Origin of the sequence: Mammaliicoccus sp. FSL K6-3158 (assembly GCF_038005105.1) — a bacterium.
Taxonomy (GTDB): Bacteria; Bacillota; Bacilli; order Staphylococcales; family Staphylococcaceae; genus Mammaliicoccus; species Mammaliicoccus sciuri.
In genome coordinates this window covers 1,561,850-1,583,116 of the sequence record NZ_JBBOSL010000001.1, presented here as the reverse complement: position 1 = coordinate 1,583,116, position 21,267 = coordinate 1,561,850, and the positions used below count along the sequence as shown (strand labels likewise).

Below are 21,267 nucleotides of genomic sequence, written 5' to 3'. Positions count from 1 at the left end.
TAAAAAGCCTCATCCAAGAAACTTGGTTGAGGCTTTTTCATTTTAAACATTAAGTTTCATCTTGATAAAATGTAATGAATTTAGTAAACTTTTATAGGATACAGAAAGTGGGTGAAATAATGGCAACGTGGTTAGCAATATTATTAATCGTCGTGGCATTAATCGGTGGGCTTGCACTTGGATTCTTCCTTGCACGTAAATATATGATGGATTACTTGAAAAAGAATCCACCAATTAACGAAGAAATGTTACGTATGATGATGATGCAAATGGGTCAAAAACCATCTCAAAAGAAAATTAATCAAATGATGACAATGATGAATAAGAATATGGATCAAAAAATTAAATAATCTTATATTAATCATAAGTAAAAATAAAACGTATAACCGTGATATTTTTAAACGAGTCTCAGACGTACACAACAGTCTAAGGCTCGTTTCTTATTTTGTTTAAGTTTTCACTTATTGTTCAAATAAAGGTGTTTTAACTTAATTGTTATTTGATAAAATAGAATATGAGTGAGAGGGGGATCATTGTGGAAATCACAGTATTTGTAGCTTTTGGTGCAGGCATATTAAGTTTCGTATCTCCTTGCGTATTACCTATTTATCCAGCGTTTATTTCTTATATAACAGGCATGAGTTATGACGACATCAAAACTAAAGGACTTAGTCGTAATGCAATCCTACATACGATTATCTTTTTGCTTGGGTTTAGTGTTATATATATGATACTAGGAATGGGGATAGGATATATTTCTGGTATGCTGATTAATTACCAAACGTTAATCAGGCAATTAGGTGCCATTATTATTATTGTATTTGGTCTCATTATATTAGGTGTATTTCAACCACAATTTCTAATGAAAGACCGTAAAATAAATTTCAAGACGAAACCCACAGGTTATATAGGTACTTTTCTTATAGGTATGGCATTTGCTGCGGGATGGACACCTTGTAATGGTCCAATTATTGCAGCGATTGGTACGTTAGCTGCTACTAATTCATCACAAGCATTACTTTATATGTTGTTATATGTATTAGGATTCAGCATTCCATTTTTCGTACTGACATTCTTTATAACTAAATTACAAATTATTAAAAAGTACAATGTTGCTATCATGAAGTTTGGTGGTATAATTATGATAATTATGGGAATATTACTGTTCTTTGATTTATTAACGGAGATCACGATATTCTTCCAATCATTAGGTTTAAATTAAATATTATTGATATTTCGTACTTATAAGGGGTTTTAGATATGTATTTCCTTTTTTCATTTGTAATAGCAGCTTTAATGGGATTGGCAGTTATTGTTGTTAGAATGAAAGCACAAAATTATCCAACGAATGCTAAAAAGATCGTATTACCGCCATTTTTTATGGCTACAGGTGCATTGATGTATGTTGTACCGTACTTTAGATTAAATGGCAGTGAAATTATAGAAGCAATTTTAGTTGGTTTGTTCTTTTCTCTATTTCTTATCTTTACTTCTAACTTTGAAGTTAAAGGATCAGAAATTTATATGAAACGTTCTAAATTATTTCCGGTTATTTTAATATCGCTATTAATCATTAGATCAGTCGGTAAATTTTTCTTAAGTGATTCAATCGATCCAGGTCAATTAGCAGGTATGTTTTTCTTACTCGCATTTAGTATGATTGTACCTTGGAGAATAGCCATGTATGTAAAATATAAAAAATTAAAAGACCGTATGCCAATTGTAAATTAAAAAAACAACGCACATCTCAATTATTGAGTGTGCGTTGTTTTTGCATTTGAAATTTCTTCTCTATGATCAAATATAGAAAATTTATTCTTCTCATCATCAGCTAATTCGAACAATTTTAAATATGGTGTATAATCTATATTAAGTTCGGTTAGCTTTTTCTTCATGAATTTGTGATCTCTTTTTGGTGTTGCTACGATGTATCCTCTCATGATATGGTCAAGTTCGATTGTTGTGGCATGTTCTTCTAATGCAATTTTAGAGACACGTCCACCTATCTTTTCTTTCGCAACATCCCTAAATAATTCTGGAACAGGTGAAACGAGTTCGTTTAATAAACTACGTGCTTCATCATTCCATAATGGTAAAGCTTTATTAATGTAGTAGTCTTGCCAATCAAGTTCACTCATACCATTATCTTTAGGCATACGTTTTAAGAATTTACGAAACATAAAGAATCCACCGATTGCAAGTAACGAAATAAATACGATGCACCATAAAATAATAAAAAATATAAATGCGTTACTCAATGAAATCACTCCTTAGATTTAGTATAAATGAAGCATTTCAACCTGTCTAATAAATATTATAAAAGGAGCTTTAAAATGAAAATTTTACATACTGCTGATTGGCACATTGGTAAAACCATCAATGGTCAATCATTAATAGAAGATCAAAAGTTTATACTTTCAAAATTATTCGATGCAATTAAAGAACATCAACCAGATATTGTTGTCATTAGCGGTGATTTATACGACTTACACTATCCCAATAAAGAGTCGATGGTTGTTCTTGAAGATGCGCTTTCAACAATCAACTTAGAACTTAACACGCCAGTAATAGCTATAAGTGGAAATCATGATGGTAAAGAACGTTTAAACTATGGAGAGAGATGGTTCGAAAAAACAGGCTTAAAAATTATTACGGGATATGATCAGTTACTTGAACCTATTAAAGTGAATGATGTCAATATATACGTAATGCCTTACTTTACACCTGCTGATATTAGACATGTGTTTGAAGTAAAAGATATTCATACTCATCAGGAAGCGACTGAATTTATTGTTCATAAAATGAAAGAAGTTATAAAAGAAGATGAAACGAATATTTTAATAGGTCATTTATTCGTTGCTGGTGGTGAATCGACAGACTCTGAAAGACCATTATCTATCGGAACAATAGAGACAGTCAGTGCCGATACATTTGAAATATTCGATGCTGTATTATTAGGTCATTTACATCACCCGTTTGCGATAAAGTCCGATTACATATTTTATTCTGGAACACCAATGCAATATTCATTTTCAGAGGCTAATCAATCTAAAGGATATAGACTATTTGATTTTGGTTATAAATCATTTAAAGAGTCATTTATTCCAATAGAACCTAGAAGAGCATTTCAAGTGATACAAGCAAGTTATGAAGATGTCATACATGAAAAATTAGACATTAAACATCGTGAAGACTATTTTCACTTTAAATTGTCTGATATGGACCATGTGACAGATCCACTTATGAAGATAAGAAGTATATATCCTAATACACTTCAAATATCTAGGCAAGATTATGAAGTTGCAAATGATGAAATAGATGTGGATGTTCATACTTTGACGGATTTAGAAATTATTGAATCATTTTATGATCATGTAACGGGTGAAACGTTAGAAGGCATAAAAAAAGAAAAAATCATTGCATTGTTAGAAAATGATTTAAATAAGGGGGCACGAGAATAAGATGAGACCTTTATTATTAAAGATGCAATATTTTGGACCATTTATAAATGAGGAAGTTGATTTTACACATTTATCTAAATCACAATTATTTTTAATCTGTGGAAAAACGGGGTCAGGAAAGACGATGATCTTTGATGCGATGGTTTATGCTTTGTTTGGTAAGACATCGACAGAATCGCGTGAAGAAGTTGATTTGCGAAGCCATTTTGCTGATCCTAAGTTACCTACAAAAGTAGAATTTGAATTTGAAATTAAAAACGAGCAATATAGCGTCGTAAGAACTGTGAAATACATTAAAGAAGGTAATAAAAACCCAACGAATGCAACTGTTGAAGTATATAAAAAAATAAATGATAAGTGGTCATTAGAAACGAAAAGTATTAATACAAGCAATGATTATTTAAAAGCGTTATTACATATGAATGTTAAGCAGTTTAGACAAATATTGATTCTTCCACAAGGTGAATTCAAACAGTTTCTCGTTTCGAACAGCACAGATAAAAGAAGTATATTAAGAACACTATTCGATAGTAATCGTTTTGAGTCGTTACAAGAACAATTAGAACTAGAAATGAAGAAAGAAATCGCATTAATCGAAAGTCACTATCAAAAAATTACACAATATTTAAATGACATGCATGATTTTGATGACGAAGCGTTACAAGAACATAAACAAGTTGAAGGCTATCGTTATGAAGTGATTCAAGATGCATTAACGTCATATGAAGCGGTAGGACAAGAAAAGTTAAAAGAACTAACAAATTTGAAAGCTAAACAGCAGCAACAAGTTAGTGAAATTGAAAATGTCTTTGAACAGGAGAAAGCATTAAAAGGAAACTTTGAAACGTTACAAGTTAAAGAAGCAGAATTAAATCAGTTGAAAAGTGAAGAGAAAGAAATCAATGATTTAAAGAAACAAGTTAAATACTTAAAAAGTGTACAATCTTTAACATATCAATATCATCAACTTAAAGATAAAGAAACTAACCATACAAACGAATTAAAAAATGATGAAGTACTTCAAAAACAAATAAGTGATAATGCACAACAATTAGAATCAATTGTACAACAAATAAATGATCTGCATAAAGAACATAAACAAATCGAAGAATATAGAGCATTTGTTCAAAATACTAAACATATAAAAGTAAATATAGATAAATATATAGAAGCAGAACAAAACCTGGTAAAACATAAGGAGAAACAAAAAGCACTAAATAATGCAATTGAAGAAGACAAGAAGGAAACAGAGCAATTAAATAGTAAACTTGGACACATTACTTATGACGAAAAAGATGAGCAAAATCAATTAAAAGAACAAGAAACAATGAAGTTAACATTACAAGGTCTAGAAACAACACAAAAGCTGTATGCAGATAAACAAGCGTTGGAAGAGAAAATACAAGCATATAATCGTCAATTAGTAGAATATGAAAATGAAAAAACATCACTAGAACAACGTATTGATGCTGAAAAGGCGTTTGATATATTGAATGTGGAAGATGAAATATTAAAAATTCAAAAGCATGTTCATAAAGGTGAAGATTGTCCTATATGTGGATCAATCATAGAAACAATCAATGGCGATGTTGATTTTGAAAGCTTAAAACAAGAAAAAGCGAAACAATTAGAAGTTGAACAGCAGTTACAAGAAGTAAATCAACACATTACGACTTATAAAGAAAGAATTAATTTGACGAATGAACAATTAAACAAGTTAAGTAATGTATATGATGTACAAAAAGATATAGCATCATTAAACGAAAGTGTTGAACAAATTGTAAGTAAATTAAAAACTTATCAAGAGAATCGTCAGCATATTCAACGTCTAGAAAAAGAAATAAATGCTGTAGATAAACAGATAACAGAACACACATTACAATTAAATGATTTAAACCATAAAATATCTACATATGAAAATGATTTAGCGTACTTTAATAAAGAGACGGGGTATACTGAAGTATCATCATTTGTTGAACGAGTTAATACGTTAGAACAAACATTATCTAAGTTTGATCAAAGTATGAAAAAATTAAATGAACAACAAGAACAATATCAAAATGATAAGCAAACATTACAAATGCAACATGCTACGGTTAAAGAACGTTTATCTATGATTGAAGAACAAATTAAATCTACAAAAGACTATTTAAGTACTGAAATGAACAAACATGACATTTCTTTATATGCTCAGTTAGATGAGTTGTTATTACAAGTAGAGGATATTGATCGATTAGAAGAAAGTGTTCAGCAATATGACAAAAAGTATATAGAAGTTGAAGCGGTCGTTAAAGAACTTAGCAAAAAAGTAAGAGATCAAGAAATGCCTGATATTACTAATACGGAAGAACAATTAGTAAGTGCTAAAGATTCTCTAAACAATTTAACGAAACAATTGAATCAACTGCAATTAAAGGTTGAACAAAATGACCAAAAATCTAAAGCGATTCTTAACGTGATAGATAAGATTAATCAAGACCTTAAAGAACAAGAAGAAATGATTGATTTATCGAGAATTATGAATGGGAAGAATAGCCAGAAATTATCATTGGAGAATTATGTGCTGATTTATTATTTAAATCATATATTAGATAATGCAAATAGACATTTTCTTAAAATGACGAATAATCGCTATCAACTCGTGCGTAGAAAGGAAAAATCACAAGGGTTAAGTGGTTTGGAAATAGAAGTGTTTGATAGATTTTCAAATAGAACGAGACATATTACATCATTATCAGGTGGGGAAACATTCCAAGCTTCGTTGTCGCTAGCGATAGGATTGTCGAATGTTGTGCAGCAAGAAGCGGGTGCCATCCATCTAGAATCGATGTTTATTGATGAAGGCTTTGGTACATTAGATGCTGAAACTTTAGAAACTGCGCTCGATACACTCGTTAATATCCAAATGTCCGGTCGTTTAGTCGGTATTATTTCTCACGTATCTGAATTAAAGACAAGAATTCCAACCATATTAAATGTAAACAAGAATGGATTTTTAAGTACAACGGTATTTTCGAATAATTGAATGACACATCAAAGACATAAATAGATTAAATTACGTATTTAAGTTGAGATTTTTATTTGATATATTTTAACTAACAGAGTTATGGGAGTGTTAGGATGAAAAAGGGAATATTTCTAATATTGGTTGCAAGTATGATGATAATGAGTGCATGTAGTAATAATGCGATTGAACCAGACAGTCAATTTGGCAATAAAATGCAGTCATTCAATGTAACTGATCAAGATGGACATAAATTTTCACAAAAAGATATGAAAGGGAAAGTGTATATAGCTGACTTTATTTTTACGAATTGTGAAACAGTATGCCCACCAATGACATACAATATGAGTACTGTCATTGATCAACTTGAAAAAGATGGTGTTAAAAATTATGGGGTATTAAGTTTTAGTGTGGATCCAGCAAATGATACACCGAAAAAACTTAAAGATTACGTTAAACAATATAATGTACCAGATAATAAATGGACGCTATTGACGAATTACGATTTCAAATTTATTAAACAATACGCACAAGATAACTTTAAATCAATCGTTGCGCCACCACCTAAAGGTAGTACTCAAGTCACACATGGTACAAGTTTCTATTTAATAGATCAGAATGGAAAAATTATTAAATCATATAGCGGACAGGATGCTGGGGATAAGAAGTTCCCTAAATCTGAAATTGTAGCTGATGTTAAAACATTAGTAGAAGAAGGTCCAGTAGAAGATTAATAAACATTTAAAAAACCATCGATTATTGAACAATCAATAATCGATGGTTTTTTAAATATGTAAAACTTACTTTTCGCGTAAAGCGTCGCGGATTTCTGTAAGTAATACAGTTTGTTCGTCAACTTCTTCTTCTTCTTCGCCTTTTTTCATAATAGTATTTGCAATTTTAATGAATACAAATAGTGCGAATGCGACGATTAAGAAGTCAATGATAGATTGGATGAATAGACCGTACTTGATACCCATTAATGACCATTTTTCAGCGAAGTCTACTTCTCCAAAAATTAATCCAATAAGTGGCATTATGACGTTCTCAACTAAAGATGTAACAATTTTGTTAAAGGCAGCACCAATAACAACGGCGATTGCTAAATCTAAAACGTTACCTTGCAAAGCAAAGTCTTTAAATTCTTTTAATAATGACATATTAAACACCTCCTTATCGAATTTTATCATACATGAATATAGCATAAAAAGAAATAGTCAATTTGATTTTAGGTGTAATATTTGTTAAAGTGTTGAATGTTGCTGTTTTCATATAGCATTTATTTGAAAATATCACGAATAAAATTAGTTAAAACGGGAATACATAATTAAAAGTTTGTTATTTTGAAAGGAGTATGCAAATGTCAAATTCGCCAATTCAACCTAACGGCAGAAAATTATCAAATGTTTTTACAGCATCAGCAATTGTAATTGGTATTATCGTAGCAATAGGTGCGATTTTCCCTACAAAATTTGGTGATGTTACAAGTGATATCAGTAGTTGGATTTCTACATACTTTGGTTGGTACTACATGATTATCACAATAGGTATGGTGTTCTTCTGTGTGTTTATTATATTTAGTCCAATTGGTAAACTGAAATTGGGTAGACCACAGGATAAACCAGAGTTTAACACTGTATCATGGTTTGCAATGCTATTTAGTGCTGGTATGGGTATCGGTTTAGTATTCTACGGTGCTGCTGAGCCAATGTCACACTACTTATCACCACCAACAGCAAGTCCAGAAACAAAAGCAGCAATGACTGAATCTATGCGTTCAACTTTCTTACATTGGGGCTTCCATGCATGGGGCATTTATGGTGTAGTAGCTTTAGCACTTGCTTATGCACAATTTAGAAAAGGTGAACCAGGATTATTATCTAAAACTTTAAGACCTTTATTAGGTGATAAAGTGGATGGTCCTATTGGTACAATTATTGACGTGTTATCAGTATTCGCAACTGTTGTAGGGGTTGCCGTTTCATTAGGTATGGGTGCTTTACAGATCAATGGTGGATTAGAATATTTATTTGGTGTTCCAAATAACATTGTTGTTCAAGGTATTATCATCATTATCGTAACAATATTATTCCTTGCAAGTGCATGGAGTGGCTTAAGTAAAGGTATTCAATATTTAAGTAATACAAATTTAGTTTTAGCTTCATTATTATTAATTGTTACTTTAATCCTAGGACCTACAATTTTAATTTTAAACATGTTTACATCTTCAACAGGTGCATTATTCGATAGCTTTTTATTCAACAGTTTCGATGTAGCGCCATTAAGCGAACAAAAAAATACTTGGTTAAATTCTTGGACACTTTATTACTGGGGTTGGTGGATGAGTTGGAGTCCATTCGTAGGTATATTTATTGCCCGCGTTTCTAGAGGTCGTTCTATTCGTGAATTTATTCTAGGTGTTATGCTTGTACCAACAATCATTAGCTTTATTTGGTTCAGTGTATTTGGCGTAACAGGTATTGAAGTAGGTAAGAAAGCACCAGAAGTATTCAAAATGTCTACTGAAACGCAATTGTTTGGTGTGTTTAATGAAATGCCAATGGGTATCGCATTATCTATATTAGCTTTAGCGTTAGTATGTATATTCTTTGTAACTTCAGCTGACTCAGCTACTTTCGTACTTGGTATGCAAACAACTCATGGATCATTAAATCCATCAGGTATGGTAAAAGTAATTTGGGGTATCGCGCAATCATTAATCGCGTTTGTATTGTTATTATCAGGTGGAGATACTGGATTAAATGCACTACAATCAGCAGCAATTATTTCAGCATTCCCATTTAGTTTTATTATCATCTTGATGATAATTGCATTCTACAAAGATGCAAACCAAGAAAGAAAATATCTTGGATTATCGATTACACCGAATAAGCATCGTATGAAAGAATATGTAGAAAAATCTAAACGAGAATATGAACAAGAATTAAAAGAACAACGTCGTTTAGCAAGAGAAATGGAAGATTAATAAGTGATAGACTGAGACAAATTGATGTCTCAGTCTTTTTTTAAATTATAGTTGATAATCATTATCAATTAATAACTAAAAATTATGTATAATTAAAAATACATAAGAAAAACTTATAATATCCTATTATAAACTTGAATGATAAATATATTCATTTTTAAGCGCAATGTATTGTTTTACTAAAGTATTGATTATACAATTGTATATGAAGCATTAACTTGCACAATTTTAAAGGGGGAACTAATAATGAGCTCAAGTTTAAAAGAACAATCTAAAAAATCTTTTGAATTGAACGGCAAAACATACACGTTTTATAGCTTAAAAACATTAGACGAATTAGGTTTATCTAATGTTGATAAACTACCTTATTCTATTCGTGTATTATTAGAATCAGTATTAAGACAGTTTGATGGACGTGTCATTAAAGAAGAACATATTATGAATTTAGCAAAATGGGGTAAATCTAACGATGCTAATGCAGAAGTACCATTTAAACCATCACGTGTTATTCTACAAGACTTCACAGGTGTACCTGCAGTTGTAGACTTAGCTTCTTTACGTAAAGCTATGGATGATGTTGGTGGAGATGTATCTAAAATCAACCCTGAAGTACCAGTTGATTTAGTTATTGACCACTCTGTACAAGTAGATAGCTATGCATTACCAAATTCATTAGAAATGAATATGAAATTAGAATTCGAACGCAATATCGAGCGTTACCAATTCTTAAACTGGGCAACAAAATCGTTTGATAACTATCGTGCTGTACCACCAGCTACTGGTATTGTTCACCAAGTTAACTTGGAATACTTAGCAAGCGTTGTACACATTAGAGAAGAAGAAAATGAACTTGTAACTTACCCAGATACTTTAGTAGGTACTGACTCACATACAACAATGATTAACGGTATTGGAGTATTAGGTTGGGGTGTAGGTGGTATTGAAGCCGAAGCAGGTATGCTTGGACAACCTTCATACTTCCCAGTTCCTGAAGTTATCGGTGTTAAATTAACAAACGAATTACCACAAGGTACAACAGCTACTGACTTAGCTTTACGTGTAACTGAAGAGTTACGTAAAAAAGGTGTTGTAGGTAAATTTGTTGAATTCTTTGGTCCTGGTGTAGAAAAATTACCATTAGCAGACAGAGCAACAATTGCTAACATGGCGCCTGAATATGGTGCTACATGTGGTTTCTTCCCAGTAGATGATGAATCATTAAGTTACTTACGATTAACTGGACGTTCTGAAGAACAAGTTAATGTCGTAGAGAAATACTTAAAAGAAAACAATATGTTCTTCAATGCTGAAAATGTAGAACCAACATATACAGATGTTGTAGATCTAGATTTATCAACAGTTGAAGCATCATTATCTGGTCCTAAACGTCCACAAGATTTAATCAAATTAAGCGACATGAAAAAATCATTTGTTGATTCAGTGACTGCACCAGCAGGTAACCAAGGTCATGGTTTCGATAAATCAGAATTTGATAAATCTGTAGATATTGAATTACAAGATGGTACGAAGACTTCAATGAAGACTGGTGACATTGCAATAGCAGCCATTACTTCTTGTACAAACACTTCTAACCCATATGTAATGTTAGGTGCAGGTTTAGTAGCGAAAAAAGCAATCGAAAAAGGCTTAAAAGTACCAGATTACGTTAAGACTTCATTGGCACCTGGTTCAAAAGTTGTTACAGGTTATTTACGCGATGCTGGATTACAAGAGTATTTAGATGATCTTGGATTCAACTTAGTTGGTTATGGTTGTACAACTTGTATCGGTAACTCAGGTCCATTATTACCTGAAATTGAAAAAGCGATTGCTGAAGAAGATTTACTTGTTACTTCAGTATTATCTGGTAACCGTAACTTCGAAGGTCGTATTCATCCATTAGTTAAAGCTAACTACTTAGCATCACCACAATTAGTTGTTGCTTATGCATTAGCTGGTACTGTTGATATCGATTTACAAAACGATCCAATCGGTAAAGGATCTAATGGTGAAGATGTATACTTAAAAGACATCTGGCCATCAATTGAAGAAGTTAGAGACACTGTATTATCAGTTGTTACACCTGAATTATTTAGAGAAGAATACAAAACAGTATTTGAATCTAATGAAGTTTGGAATCAAATTGAAACGACAGATCAACCATTATATGACTTTGATCCAAGTTCAACATATATCCAAAACCCTACATTCTTCCAAGGTTTATCTAAAGAACCAAAAGATATTCAACCTTTAAGTGATTTAAGAGTAATGGGTAAATTTGGTGACTCAGTTACAACTGACCATATTTCTCCTGCAGGTGCAATCGGTAAAGATACACCAGCTGGTAAATACTTGCAAGACCATGATGTAGCAATTAGAGACTTTAACTCATACGGTTCTCGTCGTGGTAACCATGAAGTTATGATGAGAGGTACTTTTGCTAACATTCGTATTAAGAACCAATTAGCACCTGGAACTGAAGGTGGATTTACAACTTATTGGCCAACAGAAGAAGTAATGCCTATCTTTGATGCTTCAATGAAATATCAAGAAAATGGTATTGGTTTATGTGTGCTTGCTGGTAATGACTACGGTATGGGTTCTTCTCGTGACTGGGCAGCTAAAGGTACAAATCTTTTAGGTGTTAAAACAGTTATTGCTCAAAGTTATGAACGTATTCACCGTTCTAACCTTGTTATGATGGGTGTATTACCTTTACAATTTAAAAAAGGTGACTCAGCAGATAGCTTAGGCTTAACAGGTAGAGAAGCAATTTCAGTAGATATTCATGAAGGTGTTAAACCACGTGATATTCTTAAAGTAACAGCTACAAGCGAAGATGGTAAAGTTACTGAATTTGAAGCTTTAGCAAGATTCGACTCTGAAGTTGAAATTGACTACTACAGACACGGTGGTATACTACAAATGGTATTAAGAAATAAATTAGCACAATAATATAAAGCTAATTCATATAAGAGCAGTAGATATTCTTTGTAAATTGAATGTCTACTGCTTTTTATATAAACATTAAATATATGTATATAAAAGAATATAATCACAGGCGTAATTATATTTATGTTATGATTAGGTTAAGGAATTTAGAAAGAGGGATTGAATCATGATTTATAGTGAAACACCAATAGATGTTAGATATGCAGAGACGGATAAAATGGGCGTTGTTTATCATGCAAATTATGCCATTTGGTTTGAAGTAGCAAGAACAGACTACATTTATAAAGCAGGATTTAGTTACGCAGATATGGAAAATGCAGGTATTATTTCTCCTGTTGTTGATTTGAATATTACTTATAAAAAGTCTATAACATATCCAGAAAAAGTTATCATTAAAACGTGGATTTCTCATTATTCACCAATAAGATCAATTTATTCTTACGAGATATTAAATGAACAAAGAGAAGTTGTGTCAACAGGATCTACAACACATGTATGCTTGAAAAAAGGTTCAAACAGACCAATTAGACTAGATAAAAGTTTCCCTGAATGGCATAATGCATATTTAAAAATTCACGAAGAAACTGAACAAGGTGTAGACCGTAAACTATAATAAATAAGCAGATGTGTTTCGCTAAATACACGAAATACATCTGCTTTTATAGTTTATCTTGAAGCTTTGACTTCATATTTAATTTCTCCATTGTCATTTAAATCAATTACTAAGTCATTATCATCGAAGTACCATAAATCTTTTTCATCAATAAAAAATGGAATATCGTTTTTCACGTCTTTAAAACCAACTTCAGAAGAACTTAATTCTTCTACAGTAAATGCGGGTGAGAAGCCTTGTTTTAACTGAAATTCACCGCCATAACGAACGAAAAATCGTAAGGCTTGATCATCATTGAATTCTAATTCGTCTTTAAACCATTCGATAGCTTTTTCAGTAATTTCTAAATTCATAGTGCATTCTCCTTTACATCCATTTGATTTTTGGTTCTTGTCCTTTGAATATTCTTATAATATTTGATTGGTGTCTGACGAGTAGTATAACCAATATTGCAATAGATACGATTAAGAATGGTATATCACCAATGATAATAGCACCTATAAAACAACTTATACCCGCTACAATACTAGATAATGATACATATTTAGTTAAATATAGAATTACAAAGAATATAATAGCTAGTATAATTAATAGTATCGGATGTACACCTAGAACTGCACCTGCACTTGTTGCAACGGCTTTTCCACCTTTGAATTTTAAAAATATTGGAAATACATGTCCGACTACCGCACAAATACCTACAAATATGCTAGGAATATCTACATTAAACCATATTGGGAAGAAAACTACAATAAAACCTTTGAAGATGTCTAAAAACATCACGATAAATCCAGCTTTTTTTCCTAATACTCTAAATGTATTTGTAGCACCCAGGTTGCCACTTCCAAATTGTCGAATATCTTTTTTATAAAATAACTTACCTAACACAAGGCCACTTGGGAAACATCCAACTAAGTAGCTAAGTATAATAACAACAAATGTCATTATTGAAACACTCCTTTGATAGCAGGTACTAATAGTTTACCATAACTGTATATCGGTTACTATTTAAAAATATGATATTGTCATTACAATGTAAAGGGAAATTGTACCACAATTAGGGATAGGACTTGCATTTTCTAGGGATTTATAACAAAATAACTATTGTAAAGTAAAAGAAACGAACGTACGTTTGTAGGAGGAGAAATATTGAATAAACAAGCAAAAGTTCAATATGGTGAAGATTCAATACAAGTACTCGAAGGTTTAGAAGCAGTAAGAAAAAGACCTGGTATGTACATTGGTTCAACAGATGTCCGCGGACTTCACCATTTAGTATATGAAATAGTAGATAACTCTGTTGATGAAATTTTAAATGGCTTCGGTACGGAAATCGAAGTGACCATTCATAAAGATAATAGTATTTCTGTTTATGATAACGGTAGGGGGATGCCTACAGGATTACATAAGACTGGTAAACCAACACCTGAAGTTATATTTACTGTCCTTCATGCCGGTGGTAAATTCGGTCAAGGTGGCTATAAAACATCTGGTGGACTACACGGCGTAGGTGCTTCGGTCGTTAATGCTTTGAGTGAATGGTTAGAAGTAACGATTTATAGAGAAGGACATATTTATAAACAAAAATTCAAAAACGGTGGTGTACCTGTAACAACATTAGAGAAAAAGGGGAAAACACGTAAAACAGGTACGACGGTCCATTTCAAACCAGACTCTAAAATATTTAAAGCTTCAACACATTTTAACTTTGAAACGTTATGCGAAAGACTTCAAGAATCAGCATTTTTACTGAGAGCACTTAAAATAAAAGTAACGGATTTAAGGGGAGAAGAACCGAGAGAAGTATTTTATCATTATGAAGACGGTATTAAAGAATTTGTTAATTATTTAAACGAAGGCAAAGACGTGTTACATGATGTTGCTATGTTTAGTGGCGAATCAAATGGAATTGAAGTAGATATTAGTTTTCAATTTAATGACCAATATTCTGAAACAATTCTAAGTTTCGTTAATAATGTTCGTACTAAAGACGGTGGAACACATGAAACAGCTTTAAAGACAGCATTTACACGTGTGTTTAATGAATATGCTCGTAAAATCGGTGAACTTAAACAAAAAGATAAAAACCTTGATGGAAGCGATATTCGTGAAGGTCTAACAGCTATTATTTCTGTAAGAATTCCAGAAGATTTATTACAGTTTGAAGGACAAACTAAGTCTAAATTAGGTACAACAGAAGCACGTGCAGCTGTTGATTCTGTAATGTCAGATCAACTTCCTTTCTACTTAGAAGAGAAAGGTCAATTATCAAAAGCATTACTTAAAAAAGCGATTAAGGCATCACAAGCACGTGAAGCAGCGAGAAAAGCACGTGAAGAAGCTAGAAATGGTAAGAAAAACAAACGTAAAGAAACTTTATTATCTGGTAAATTAACGCCAGCACAAAGTAAAAATACAGAGAAAAACGAACTTTATTTAGTCGAAGGGGATTCTGCCGGAGGATCAGCTAAATTAGGGCGCGATCGTAAATTCCAAGCAATATTACCGTTAAGAGGTAAAGTTATTAATACAGAAAAAGCTAAACTTGAAGATATCTTTAAAAATGAAGAAATCAATACGATTATTCATACAATAGGTGCTGGTGTAGGTGCAGACTTTAATATTGAAGATAGTAACTACAACAAAGTGATTATTATGACAGATGCCGATACTGATGGCGCGCATATTCAAGTATTATTATTAACTTTCTTCTTCAAGTATATGAGACCGCTATTAGAAGCAGGTAGAGTATATATTGCATTACCACCTTTATATAAATTAGAAAAAGGTAAAGGTAAGTCAAAACAAGTTGAATATGCATGGACGGATGAAGATTTAGAAGTATTAATGAAGAAAATTGGTAAAGGTTTCACACTTCAACGTTATAAAGGTTTAGGTGAAATGAATGCCGATCAACTATGGGAAACAACAATGGATCCTGAAACAAGAACATTAATTAGAGTAAGTATTGATGATGAAGTACGTTCACAACGAAGAGTGACAACATTAATGGGTGACAAAGTTGAACCACGTAGAGAATGGATTGAAAGACACGTTCAATTTGGTATGCAAGAAGATCAAAGTATACTTGAAAGTGATGACATTCAAGTACTTGATGATGAAGTAGAATCATTAGAGGAGGAAGTTAAATAATGGTTGAACAAATTCAAAACCTTCCTTTAGAAGATGTAATTGGAGATAGATTTGGTAGATATAGTAAATATATCATTCAAGACCGTGCGCTTCCTGATGTACGAGATGGATTGAAACCAGTACAACGTAGAATATTATTTGCGATGTATAAAGACGGTAATACGTATGATAGAAACTTTAGAAAAAGTGCTAAAACTGTTGGTAACGTAATCGGTAATTATCATCCACATGGTGATTCTTCTGTTTACGATGCAATGGTACGTATGAGTCAAGATTGGAAATTGAGACATGTACTAATAGAAATGCACGGTAATAACGGTAGTATTGATAATGACCCTCCTGCAGCAATGCGTTATACTGAGGCTAAATTAAGTAAACTAGCCGAAGTGTTATTACAAGATATAGATAAAGAAACAGTTGAACATGTACAAAACTTTGATGATACAGCGATGGAGCCGATGGTATTACCAGCTAGGTATCCTAACTTATTAGTCAATGGATCTACAGGTATTTCAGCAGGTTATGCAACTGATATTCCACCGCATAATCTAGGAGAAGTCATCGATGCGACATTAAAGCTTATCGATAAACCAAGTACAACTGTAGATGAATTAATTGAACATATCAAAGGACCAGATTTCCCAACTGGCGGTATTATTCAAGGGTTAGATGGTATTAAGAAAGCCTATAAAACAGGTAAAGGTAAAATAGTTGTTAGAAGTAAAGTAGAAATAGAAAAAATTAGAGGCGGAAGAGAACAAATCGTCGTAACTGAAGTACCATTTGAAGTAAACAAAGGTACATTAGTTAAGAAAATTGATGAACTCAGAGCTGATAAGAAAATAGAAGGAATCGTAGAAGTTCGTGATGAAACGGATAGAGAAGGTTTACGAATTGCAATTGAACTTAAGAAAGATATTAATAGCGAAGGTGTTCTAAATTATCTATACAAGAACACAGACTTACAAGTGCTATATCATTTTAATATGGTTGCAATCAATAATAGAAGACCTGAATTATTAGGACTTAAACAAATTCTAGAAAGCTATATTGAACACCAAAAAGAAGTCGTAACAAGACGTTCTCAATATGAATTATCTCAAGCACAAAAACGCATGCATATCGTCGAAGGTTTAATTAAAGCATTGTCTATTTTAGATGAAGTTATTGAAACAATTAGAGCTTCTAAAAACAAACGTGATGCGAAAGAGAATTTAATTGCGAAATATGAATTTACTGAAGAACAAGCTGAAGCAATCGTGATGTTACAACTTTATAGATTAACAAATACAGATATTGTTTCTTTAGAAAATGAATTTGATGAACTCAAACAAACTATCGAACGCTTAAAAGATATTTTAGAAAATGAAAAATCATTACTTAAAGTCATTAAGAACGAACTTAGAGCTGTTCGAAAAGAATTTGCTGATGAACGGTTAACTGAAATCGAAGAAAAAATCGAAGAAATTAAAATTGAAAAAGAAATTTTAGTTCCGAGTGAAGAAACAATCGTTTCTGTCACGCATGATGGATACATTAAACGTACTTCTAATAGAAGTTATATCGCAAGCGGTGTTGATGAGGTAGGACTCAAAGACGGTGATTACTTATTAATGCACGAAAAAATGAATACACAAGATACGTTAATTGTATTCACAAATAAAGGTAATTACTTATTTATACCCGTACATGAAATTGTGGACTTAAAGTGGAAAGATCTTGGTAAACATATTTCACAAATGATTCCAATTGATGATGACGAACGTGTCATTTCTGTTAATAAAGAAACAGATTTCAAGCCATCGTCTAATTATATTATCGCGACGAAAAACGGCATGATCAAAAAGTCTACAAATGATAAATTTAAAGCGAGCAGAATTACAAAACCACTCGTTGCCATTAAACTTAAAGGTGACGATGAAGTTGTTTCCGTACTGAAAATAGTAAACGATGAACTTATAACAGTGATTACTGAAAAAGGTATGAGCTTAACTTATGATACAGATGAATTATCCGACATTGGTTTGAAAGCAGCAGGTGTTAAATCTATCAACTTAAAAGACAATGATAAAGTTGTAATGACAGATAAATTACCAAATAATCAATCTGTTTTTATTGTGACGGATCGTGGTTCAGTTAAAAGAATGAAAGCAGAACAATTTGTACCTGCTAAAAGATCTCAACGTGGCTTAATGATTTTAAAAGAACTAAAATCTAAAGCACATAGAATCGTATTTGCTAGAACAATAGCAGAAGATGAAACATGTGTGATGATTTCAGAAAAAAATCAAGTCAAAGTTAATACTAAAGACTTTAACTTTAGTGAACGATATACAAATGGTCGATTTGTTGTTGACGAGAATGACTTCGGTCACATAATTAATGCATATTTTGAAGAAAAAGCAATAGATTAAAAAATTATAGTCATAATGAATGGCACATGGTAAAATCATGATAGCGATTTATTATGACTATATTATTAGAATTGAGGGATTTCTTTGAAGGATTTTGATAGTTATATCCCAGGTTGGTTTCATAACTTTGTTCAATGGGGTAATGATTTAATTTGGACTCAAAACTTAATTTTCCTATTACTACTAGCTGGCGTATTTTTTACAATAAGTTCTAGAGTAGTACAACTTAGATGGTTACCAGAAATGTTTAGAGTCATTTTTGAAAAGCCTGAAACATTAGAGGATGGAAGAAAAGGTATATCTTCTTTCCAAGCATTTGCAATAAGTGCTGCTTCTCGTGTTGGTACTGGTAATATCGCAGGTGTTGCAACTGCGATTGTATTAGGTGGCCCAGGTGCAGTATTTTGGATGTGGGTTATTGCATTTATTGGTGCAGCAAGTGCATTCTTTGAAGCAACATTAGCACAAGTATATAAAGTAAAAGATAAAGAAGGTGGGTTCCGTGGTGGACCAGCATATTACATAGAACGTGGTTTAGGTCAGAAATGGCTTGGTGTTGTGTTTGCAATTCTCATAACTGTAACGTTTGCATTTGTATTTAACACAGTTCAATCTAATACGATTGCTGCTTCTTTAAATGAACAATATGAATTTTCAAATGTGATAACAGGCATTATCTTGGCTATTATTACAGCATTAGTTATCTTTGGTGGGGTAAGAAGTATTGCAACAGTATCTTCATTTATCGTTCCAATTATGGCAGTTGGATATATTGGTTTAGTTGGTTATATCCTATTTATGAATGTTGATCAAATTTGGCCAATGATTCAAAATATCGTAAGAAGTGCATTTGGTTTCCATCCTGCATTTGGTGGGGCAATGGGATTTGCAATTATGCAAGGTATTAAACGTGGATTGTTCTCAAACGAAGCAGGTATGGGTTCTGCAGCAAACGCAGCAGCAACGGCAGCAGTTAGCCATCCAGTTAAGCAAGGTTTAATACAATCATTAGGTGTATTCTTTGATACAATGATTATTTGTTCAGCAACGGCAATTATGTTGTTGCTTTACACAGATTTACAATTTGGAGCTGATGCGCCACAAGGTGTGGCCGTAACACAACAAGCACTGATAACACATGTAGGTGAATTTGGTGGTATATTCTTAACGCTAGCCGTATTTATGTTTGCATTCTCTTCAATAATTGGTAACTATTACTACGGTCAATCAAATATTGAATATTTAACTAAAAATAAATTTGTTATGTTTGTCTTCAGACTTTTAGTTGTAGCAATGGTCTTTGTTGGCTCAGTAGTACAAGTTCAAACAGTATGGGATACAGCAGATCTATTTATGGGATTAATGGCGATTATCAATATCGTAGCATTATTTGGTCTTGCAACTGTCGTATTTGAAGTTGCTAAAGATTATCGTGCACAAAGAAAGCGTAAGTTAAATCCGGTATTTAAGATTGAAAACTTAAAAGGTAACTTTAATAATATCGAAGCATGGGGTGAAAACCCTTATGCAACAATAAATAAAAAAGAAACAACAGAACAATCATCTGAAGTAAAAACAAAGTATGAAGAACCTAAAGAAGATACATTTGAAAATATTAAAGATGATGTTAAAGACGAAGATAAATAAAATGAAAACGCCATGGACACGTGTCCATGGCGTTTTCATTTTATTTAAATAAGTTTACAATTGAATTGAAGATATCTTTAATGGCATTTACAAGTTTATCCCAGAAACCTTCGTCTTGAAGTTTGTCTTTAATATCATTACCTAAATCTTCAGCTTTTTTCTTTGCATCTTTAAATTCATCAGATTTAACTAAATCATTAACATAATCTTTCGAGTTATTTATAAAATCTTTTGCATTTTCACCGCTAAAGACACCGTCTTTTTGTGCTTTATCAATAACATTAACAATCATATTAATTTGGTTATCATTAATAACGTTTGTTAAACCATTGTCTTCGATTTTTTGGTTAACGATATTTGTAATTTCATTGATTGTTACATTACCTGACTTTTCAGCTACTGCTTGTTTAGATTCTGCAATCGTTTTGTTTAATTGTGATTGAGAAAATCCTTCTTGACCTTTATTTTCTTCAGTTATTTGGTTAATTGTAGATAACTCTTCTTGAGCGACTTGTGTTCTATTTGAATCTACTTCTTCACCTTGTTCTTCAAATGCTTTGTATACACCAGCTAATGCACTTTCACCTGTAACATCTTCACTTGAAGCAATTGTTACATCAGCATCTTTAATACCAGCTGTCATTAATGCATTTTTATATGTGTCTTTTGTTACTTTTGTAATTTGACCTTGGTCTTGATTAATCGTTAAGTTAAGACCACTGCCTTTAGAAGTCTTTGTAATACGAATACTTGATTTTAAGACATCATTTGATGATTGCATATTTAAGTATTTATTTAAATCATCAGCAGTAACGTAAGTTGTCTTGTCACTGTTTTTAGTACCTAATAAGTTTGAAGTTGTATCTTTAGCACTTGTATTATTTTGTAATGCTGCACCGTAAACAGTAACGGCATTATCCCAAGCCTCTTCAGTTACCGCATGGGCTTGATGTTTCGGATATAGAATAGTAGATAATAATAAAACAGCAAGAACACTTATTATATATAGTTTTGTTTTTTTCATATGTTTGCACATC

The 21,267-nt window shown here is 32.1% G+C and carries 17 protein-coding genes; 12 read left to right on the top strand and 5 right to left on the bottom strand.

Annotated elements, in window-relative coordinates:
* The first annotated feature begins 119 nt into the window (after positions 1–119).
* From MHH94_RS07885 to MHH94_RS07875, 3 genes are all read left to right on the top strand, one after another.
* Positions 120–350 (top strand): YneF family protein, encoded by a 231-nt coding sequence (locus MHH94_RS07885; RefSeq protein WP_025905903.1) that lies wholly within the window; start codon positions 120–122, stop codon positions 348–350.
* Positions 351–535: 185 nt separating this feature from the next.
* Positions 536–1,222 carry a cytochrome c biogenesis CcdA family protein gene (locus MHH94_RS07880; RefSeq protein ID WP_078104443.1) on the top strand — a complete coding sequence of 229 codons (687 nt, stop codon included), beginning with the start codon at positions 536–538 and terminating at the stop codon, positions 1,220–1,222.
* A 38-nt stretch (positions 1,223–1,260) separates the two neighbouring features.
* Positions 1,261–1,731, top strand: coding sequence for a CcdC family protein (locus tag MHH94_RS07875; RefSeq protein WP_025905907.1), 471 nt, complete (start codon positions 1,261–1,263; stop codon positions 1,729–1,731).
* Positions 1,732–1,751: 20 nt separating this feature from the next.
* Here the strand turns inward: MHH94_RS07875 and MHH94_RS07870 are convergent, their stop codons facing one another.
* Entirely contained in the window at positions 1,752–2,258 is a 507-nt protein-coding gene (locus tag MHH94_RS07870) for a DUF2621 family protein (RefSeq protein WP_025905909.1), read from the bottom strand.
* A gap of 75 nt (positions 2,259–2,333) precedes the next feature.
* Here MHH94_RS07870 and sbcD point away from each other — a divergent pair, with 75 nt between their 5' ends.
* The 3 genes from sbcD to MHH94_RS07855 all read left to right on the top strand — a co-directional run bounded on the left by sbcD (position 2,334) and on the right by MHH94_RS07855 (position 7,199).
* Positions 2,334–3,461, top strand: coding sequence for an exonuclease subunit SbcD (gene sbcD / locus MHH94_RS07865; protein WP_078355752.1), 1,128 nt, complete (start codon positions 2,334–2,336; stop codon positions 3,459–3,461).
* A 1-nt stretch (position 3,462) separates the two neighbouring features.
* Complete coding sequence (sbcC, locus tag MHH94_RS07860) at positions 3,463–6,486, top strand: exonuclease subunit SbcC (protein ID WP_084754671.1); 3,024 nt, start codon at positions 3,463–3,465, stop codon at positions 6,484–6,486.
* A 95-nt stretch (positions 6,487–6,581) separates the two neighbouring features.
* Positions 6,582–7,199: an SCO family protein gene (locus tag MHH94_RS07855; protein ID WP_048543136.1), complete on the top strand. Its 618-nt coding sequence runs from the start codon at positions 6,582–6,584 to the stop codon at positions 7,197–7,199.
* Between the two features lie 66 nt (positions 7,200–7,265).
* Here MHH94_RS07855 and mscL read toward each other — a convergent pair whose 3' ends face one another.
* Positions 7,266–7,625, bottom strand: a complete 360-nt coding sequence (mscL, locus tag MHH94_RS07850) for a large conductance mechanosensitive channel protein MscL (protein ID WP_048543134.1) — start codon at positions 7,623–7,625, stop codon at positions 7,266–7,268.
* 200 nt (positions 7,626–7,825) lie between these two features.
* Between mscL and MHH94_RS07845 the strand changes: the two genes are divergently transcribed.
* The 3 genes from MHH94_RS07845 to menI all read left to right on the top strand — a co-directional run bounded on the left by MHH94_RS07845 (position 7,826) and on the right by menI (position 13,016).
* Positions 7,826–9,451 (top strand): glycine betaine uptake BCCT transporter, encoded by a 1,626-nt coding sequence (locus tag MHH94_RS07845; RefSeq protein ID WP_048543133.1) that lies wholly within the window; start codon positions 7,826–7,828, stop codon positions 9,449–9,451.
* 246 nt (positions 9,452–9,697) lie between these two features.
* The gene (acnA, locus tag MHH94_RS07840; RefSeq protein ID WP_048543131.1) at positions 9,698–12,406 is read left to right on the top strand and encodes an aconitate hydratase AcnA; all 2,709 of its coding nucleotides are present in this window, start codon (positions 9,698–9,700) and stop codon (positions 12,404–12,406) included.
* A gap of 163 nt (positions 12,407–12,569) precedes the next feature.
* Positions 12,570–13,016, top strand: a complete 447-nt coding sequence (gene menI, locus MHH94_RS07835; RefSeq protein WP_058591322.1) for a 1,4-dihydroxy-2-naphthoyl-CoA hydrolase MenI — start codon at positions 12,570–12,572, stop codon at positions 13,014–13,016.
* Between the two features lie 53 nt (positions 13,017–13,069).
* Here menI and MHH94_RS07830 read toward each other — a convergent pair whose 3' ends face one another.
* The gene (locus MHH94_RS07830; RefSeq protein ID WP_048543125.1) at positions 13,070–13,369 is read right to left on the bottom strand and encodes a HesB/YadR/YfhF family protein; all 300 of its coding nucleotides are present in this window, start codon (positions 13,367–13,369) and stop codon (positions 13,070–13,072) included.
* Between the two features lie 13 nt (positions 13,370–13,382).
* Positions 13,383–13,964 (bottom strand): glycerol-3-phosphate 1-O-acyltransferase PlsY, encoded by a 582-nt coding sequence (gene plsY / locus MHH94_RS07825; protein ID WP_048543123.1) that lies wholly within the window; start codon positions 13,962–13,964, stop codon positions 13,383–13,385.
* A gap of 201 nt (positions 13,965–14,165) precedes the next feature.
* Between plsY and parE the strand changes: the two genes are divergently transcribed.
* The 3 genes from parE to MHH94_RS07810 all read left to right on the top strand — a co-directional run bounded on the left by parE (position 14,166) and on the right by MHH94_RS07810 (position 20,230).
* On the top strand, positions 14,166–16,169 hold the full coding sequence (parE, locus tag MHH94_RS07820; protein ID WP_058591321.1) for a DNA topoisomerase IV subunit B: 2,004 nt from the start codon (positions 14,166–14,168) through the stop codon (positions 16,167–16,169).
* On the top strand, positions 16,169–18,583 hold the full coding sequence (gene parC, locus MHH94_RS07815) for a DNA topoisomerase IV subunit A (protein WP_106417741.1): 2,415 nt from the start codon (positions 16,169–16,171) through the stop codon (positions 18,581–18,583). Before parE ends, parC begins: the two co-directional genes overlap by 1 nt.
* Before the next feature lie 84 nt (positions 18,584–18,667).
* Entirely contained in the window at positions 18,668–20,230 is a 1,563-nt protein-coding gene (locus MHH94_RS07810; protein ID WP_058591319.1) for an alanine/glycine:cation symporter family protein, read from the top strand.
* A gap of 40 nt (positions 20,231–20,270) precedes the next feature.
* Here the strand turns inward: MHH94_RS07810 and MHH94_RS07805 are convergent, their stop codons facing one another.
* A complete protein-coding gene (locus tag MHH94_RS07805) occupies positions 20,271–21,254 on the bottom strand; it encodes a DUF1002 domain-containing protein (protein ID WP_058591318.1) in 984 nt (327 codons plus the stop codon).
* Positions 21,255–21,267 lie beyond the last annotated feature (13 nt).

Bases quoted from the DNA above. Each gene is read 5' to 3' on its own strand.
- MHH94_RS07885 (WP_025905903.1), top strand. From the start codon at position 120: ATGGCAACGTGGTTAGCAATATTATTAATCGTCGTGGCATTAATCGGT.
- MHH94_RS07875 (WP_025905907.1), top strand. From the start codon at position 1,261: ATGTATTTCCTTTTTTCATTTGTAATAGCAGCTTTAATGGGATTGGCA.
- sbcD (WP_078355752.1), top strand. From the start codon at position 2,334: ATGAAAATTTTACATACTGCTGATTGGCACATTGGTAAAACCATCAAT.
- sbcC (WP_084754671.1), top strand. From the start codon at position 3,463: ATGAGACCTTTATTATTAAAGATGCAATATTTTGGACCATTTATAAAT.
- MHH94_RS07855 (WP_048543136.1), top strand. From the start codon at position 6,582: ATGAAAAAGGGAATATTTCTAATATTGGTTGCAAGTATGATGATAATG.
- mscL (WP_048543134.1), bottom strand. From the start codon at position 7,625: ATGTCATTATTAAAAGAATTTAAAGACTTTGCTTTGCAAGGTAACGTT.
- MHH94_RS07845 (WP_048543133.1), top strand. From the start codon at position 7,826: ATGTCAAATTCGCCAATTCAACCTAACGGCAGAAAATTATCAAATGTT.
- acnA (WP_048543131.1), top strand. From the start codon at position 9,698: ATGAGCTCAAGTTTAAAAGAACAATCTAAAAAATCTTTTGAATTGAAC.
- menI (WP_058591322.1), top strand. From the start codon at position 12,570: ATGATTTATAGTGAAACACCAATAGATGTTAGATATGCAGAGACGGAT.
- MHH94_RS07830 (WP_048543125.1), bottom strand. From the start codon at position 13,369: ATGAATTTAGAAATTACTGAAAAAGCTATCGAATGGTTTAAAGACGAA.
- parC (WP_106417741.1), top strand. From the start codon at position 16,169: ATGGTTGAACAAATTCAAAACCTTCCTTTAGAAGATGTAATTGGAGAT.
- MHH94_RS07805 (WP_058591318.1), bottom strand. From the start codon at position 21,254: ATGAAAAAAACAAAACTATATATAATAAGTGTTCTTGCTGTTTTATTA.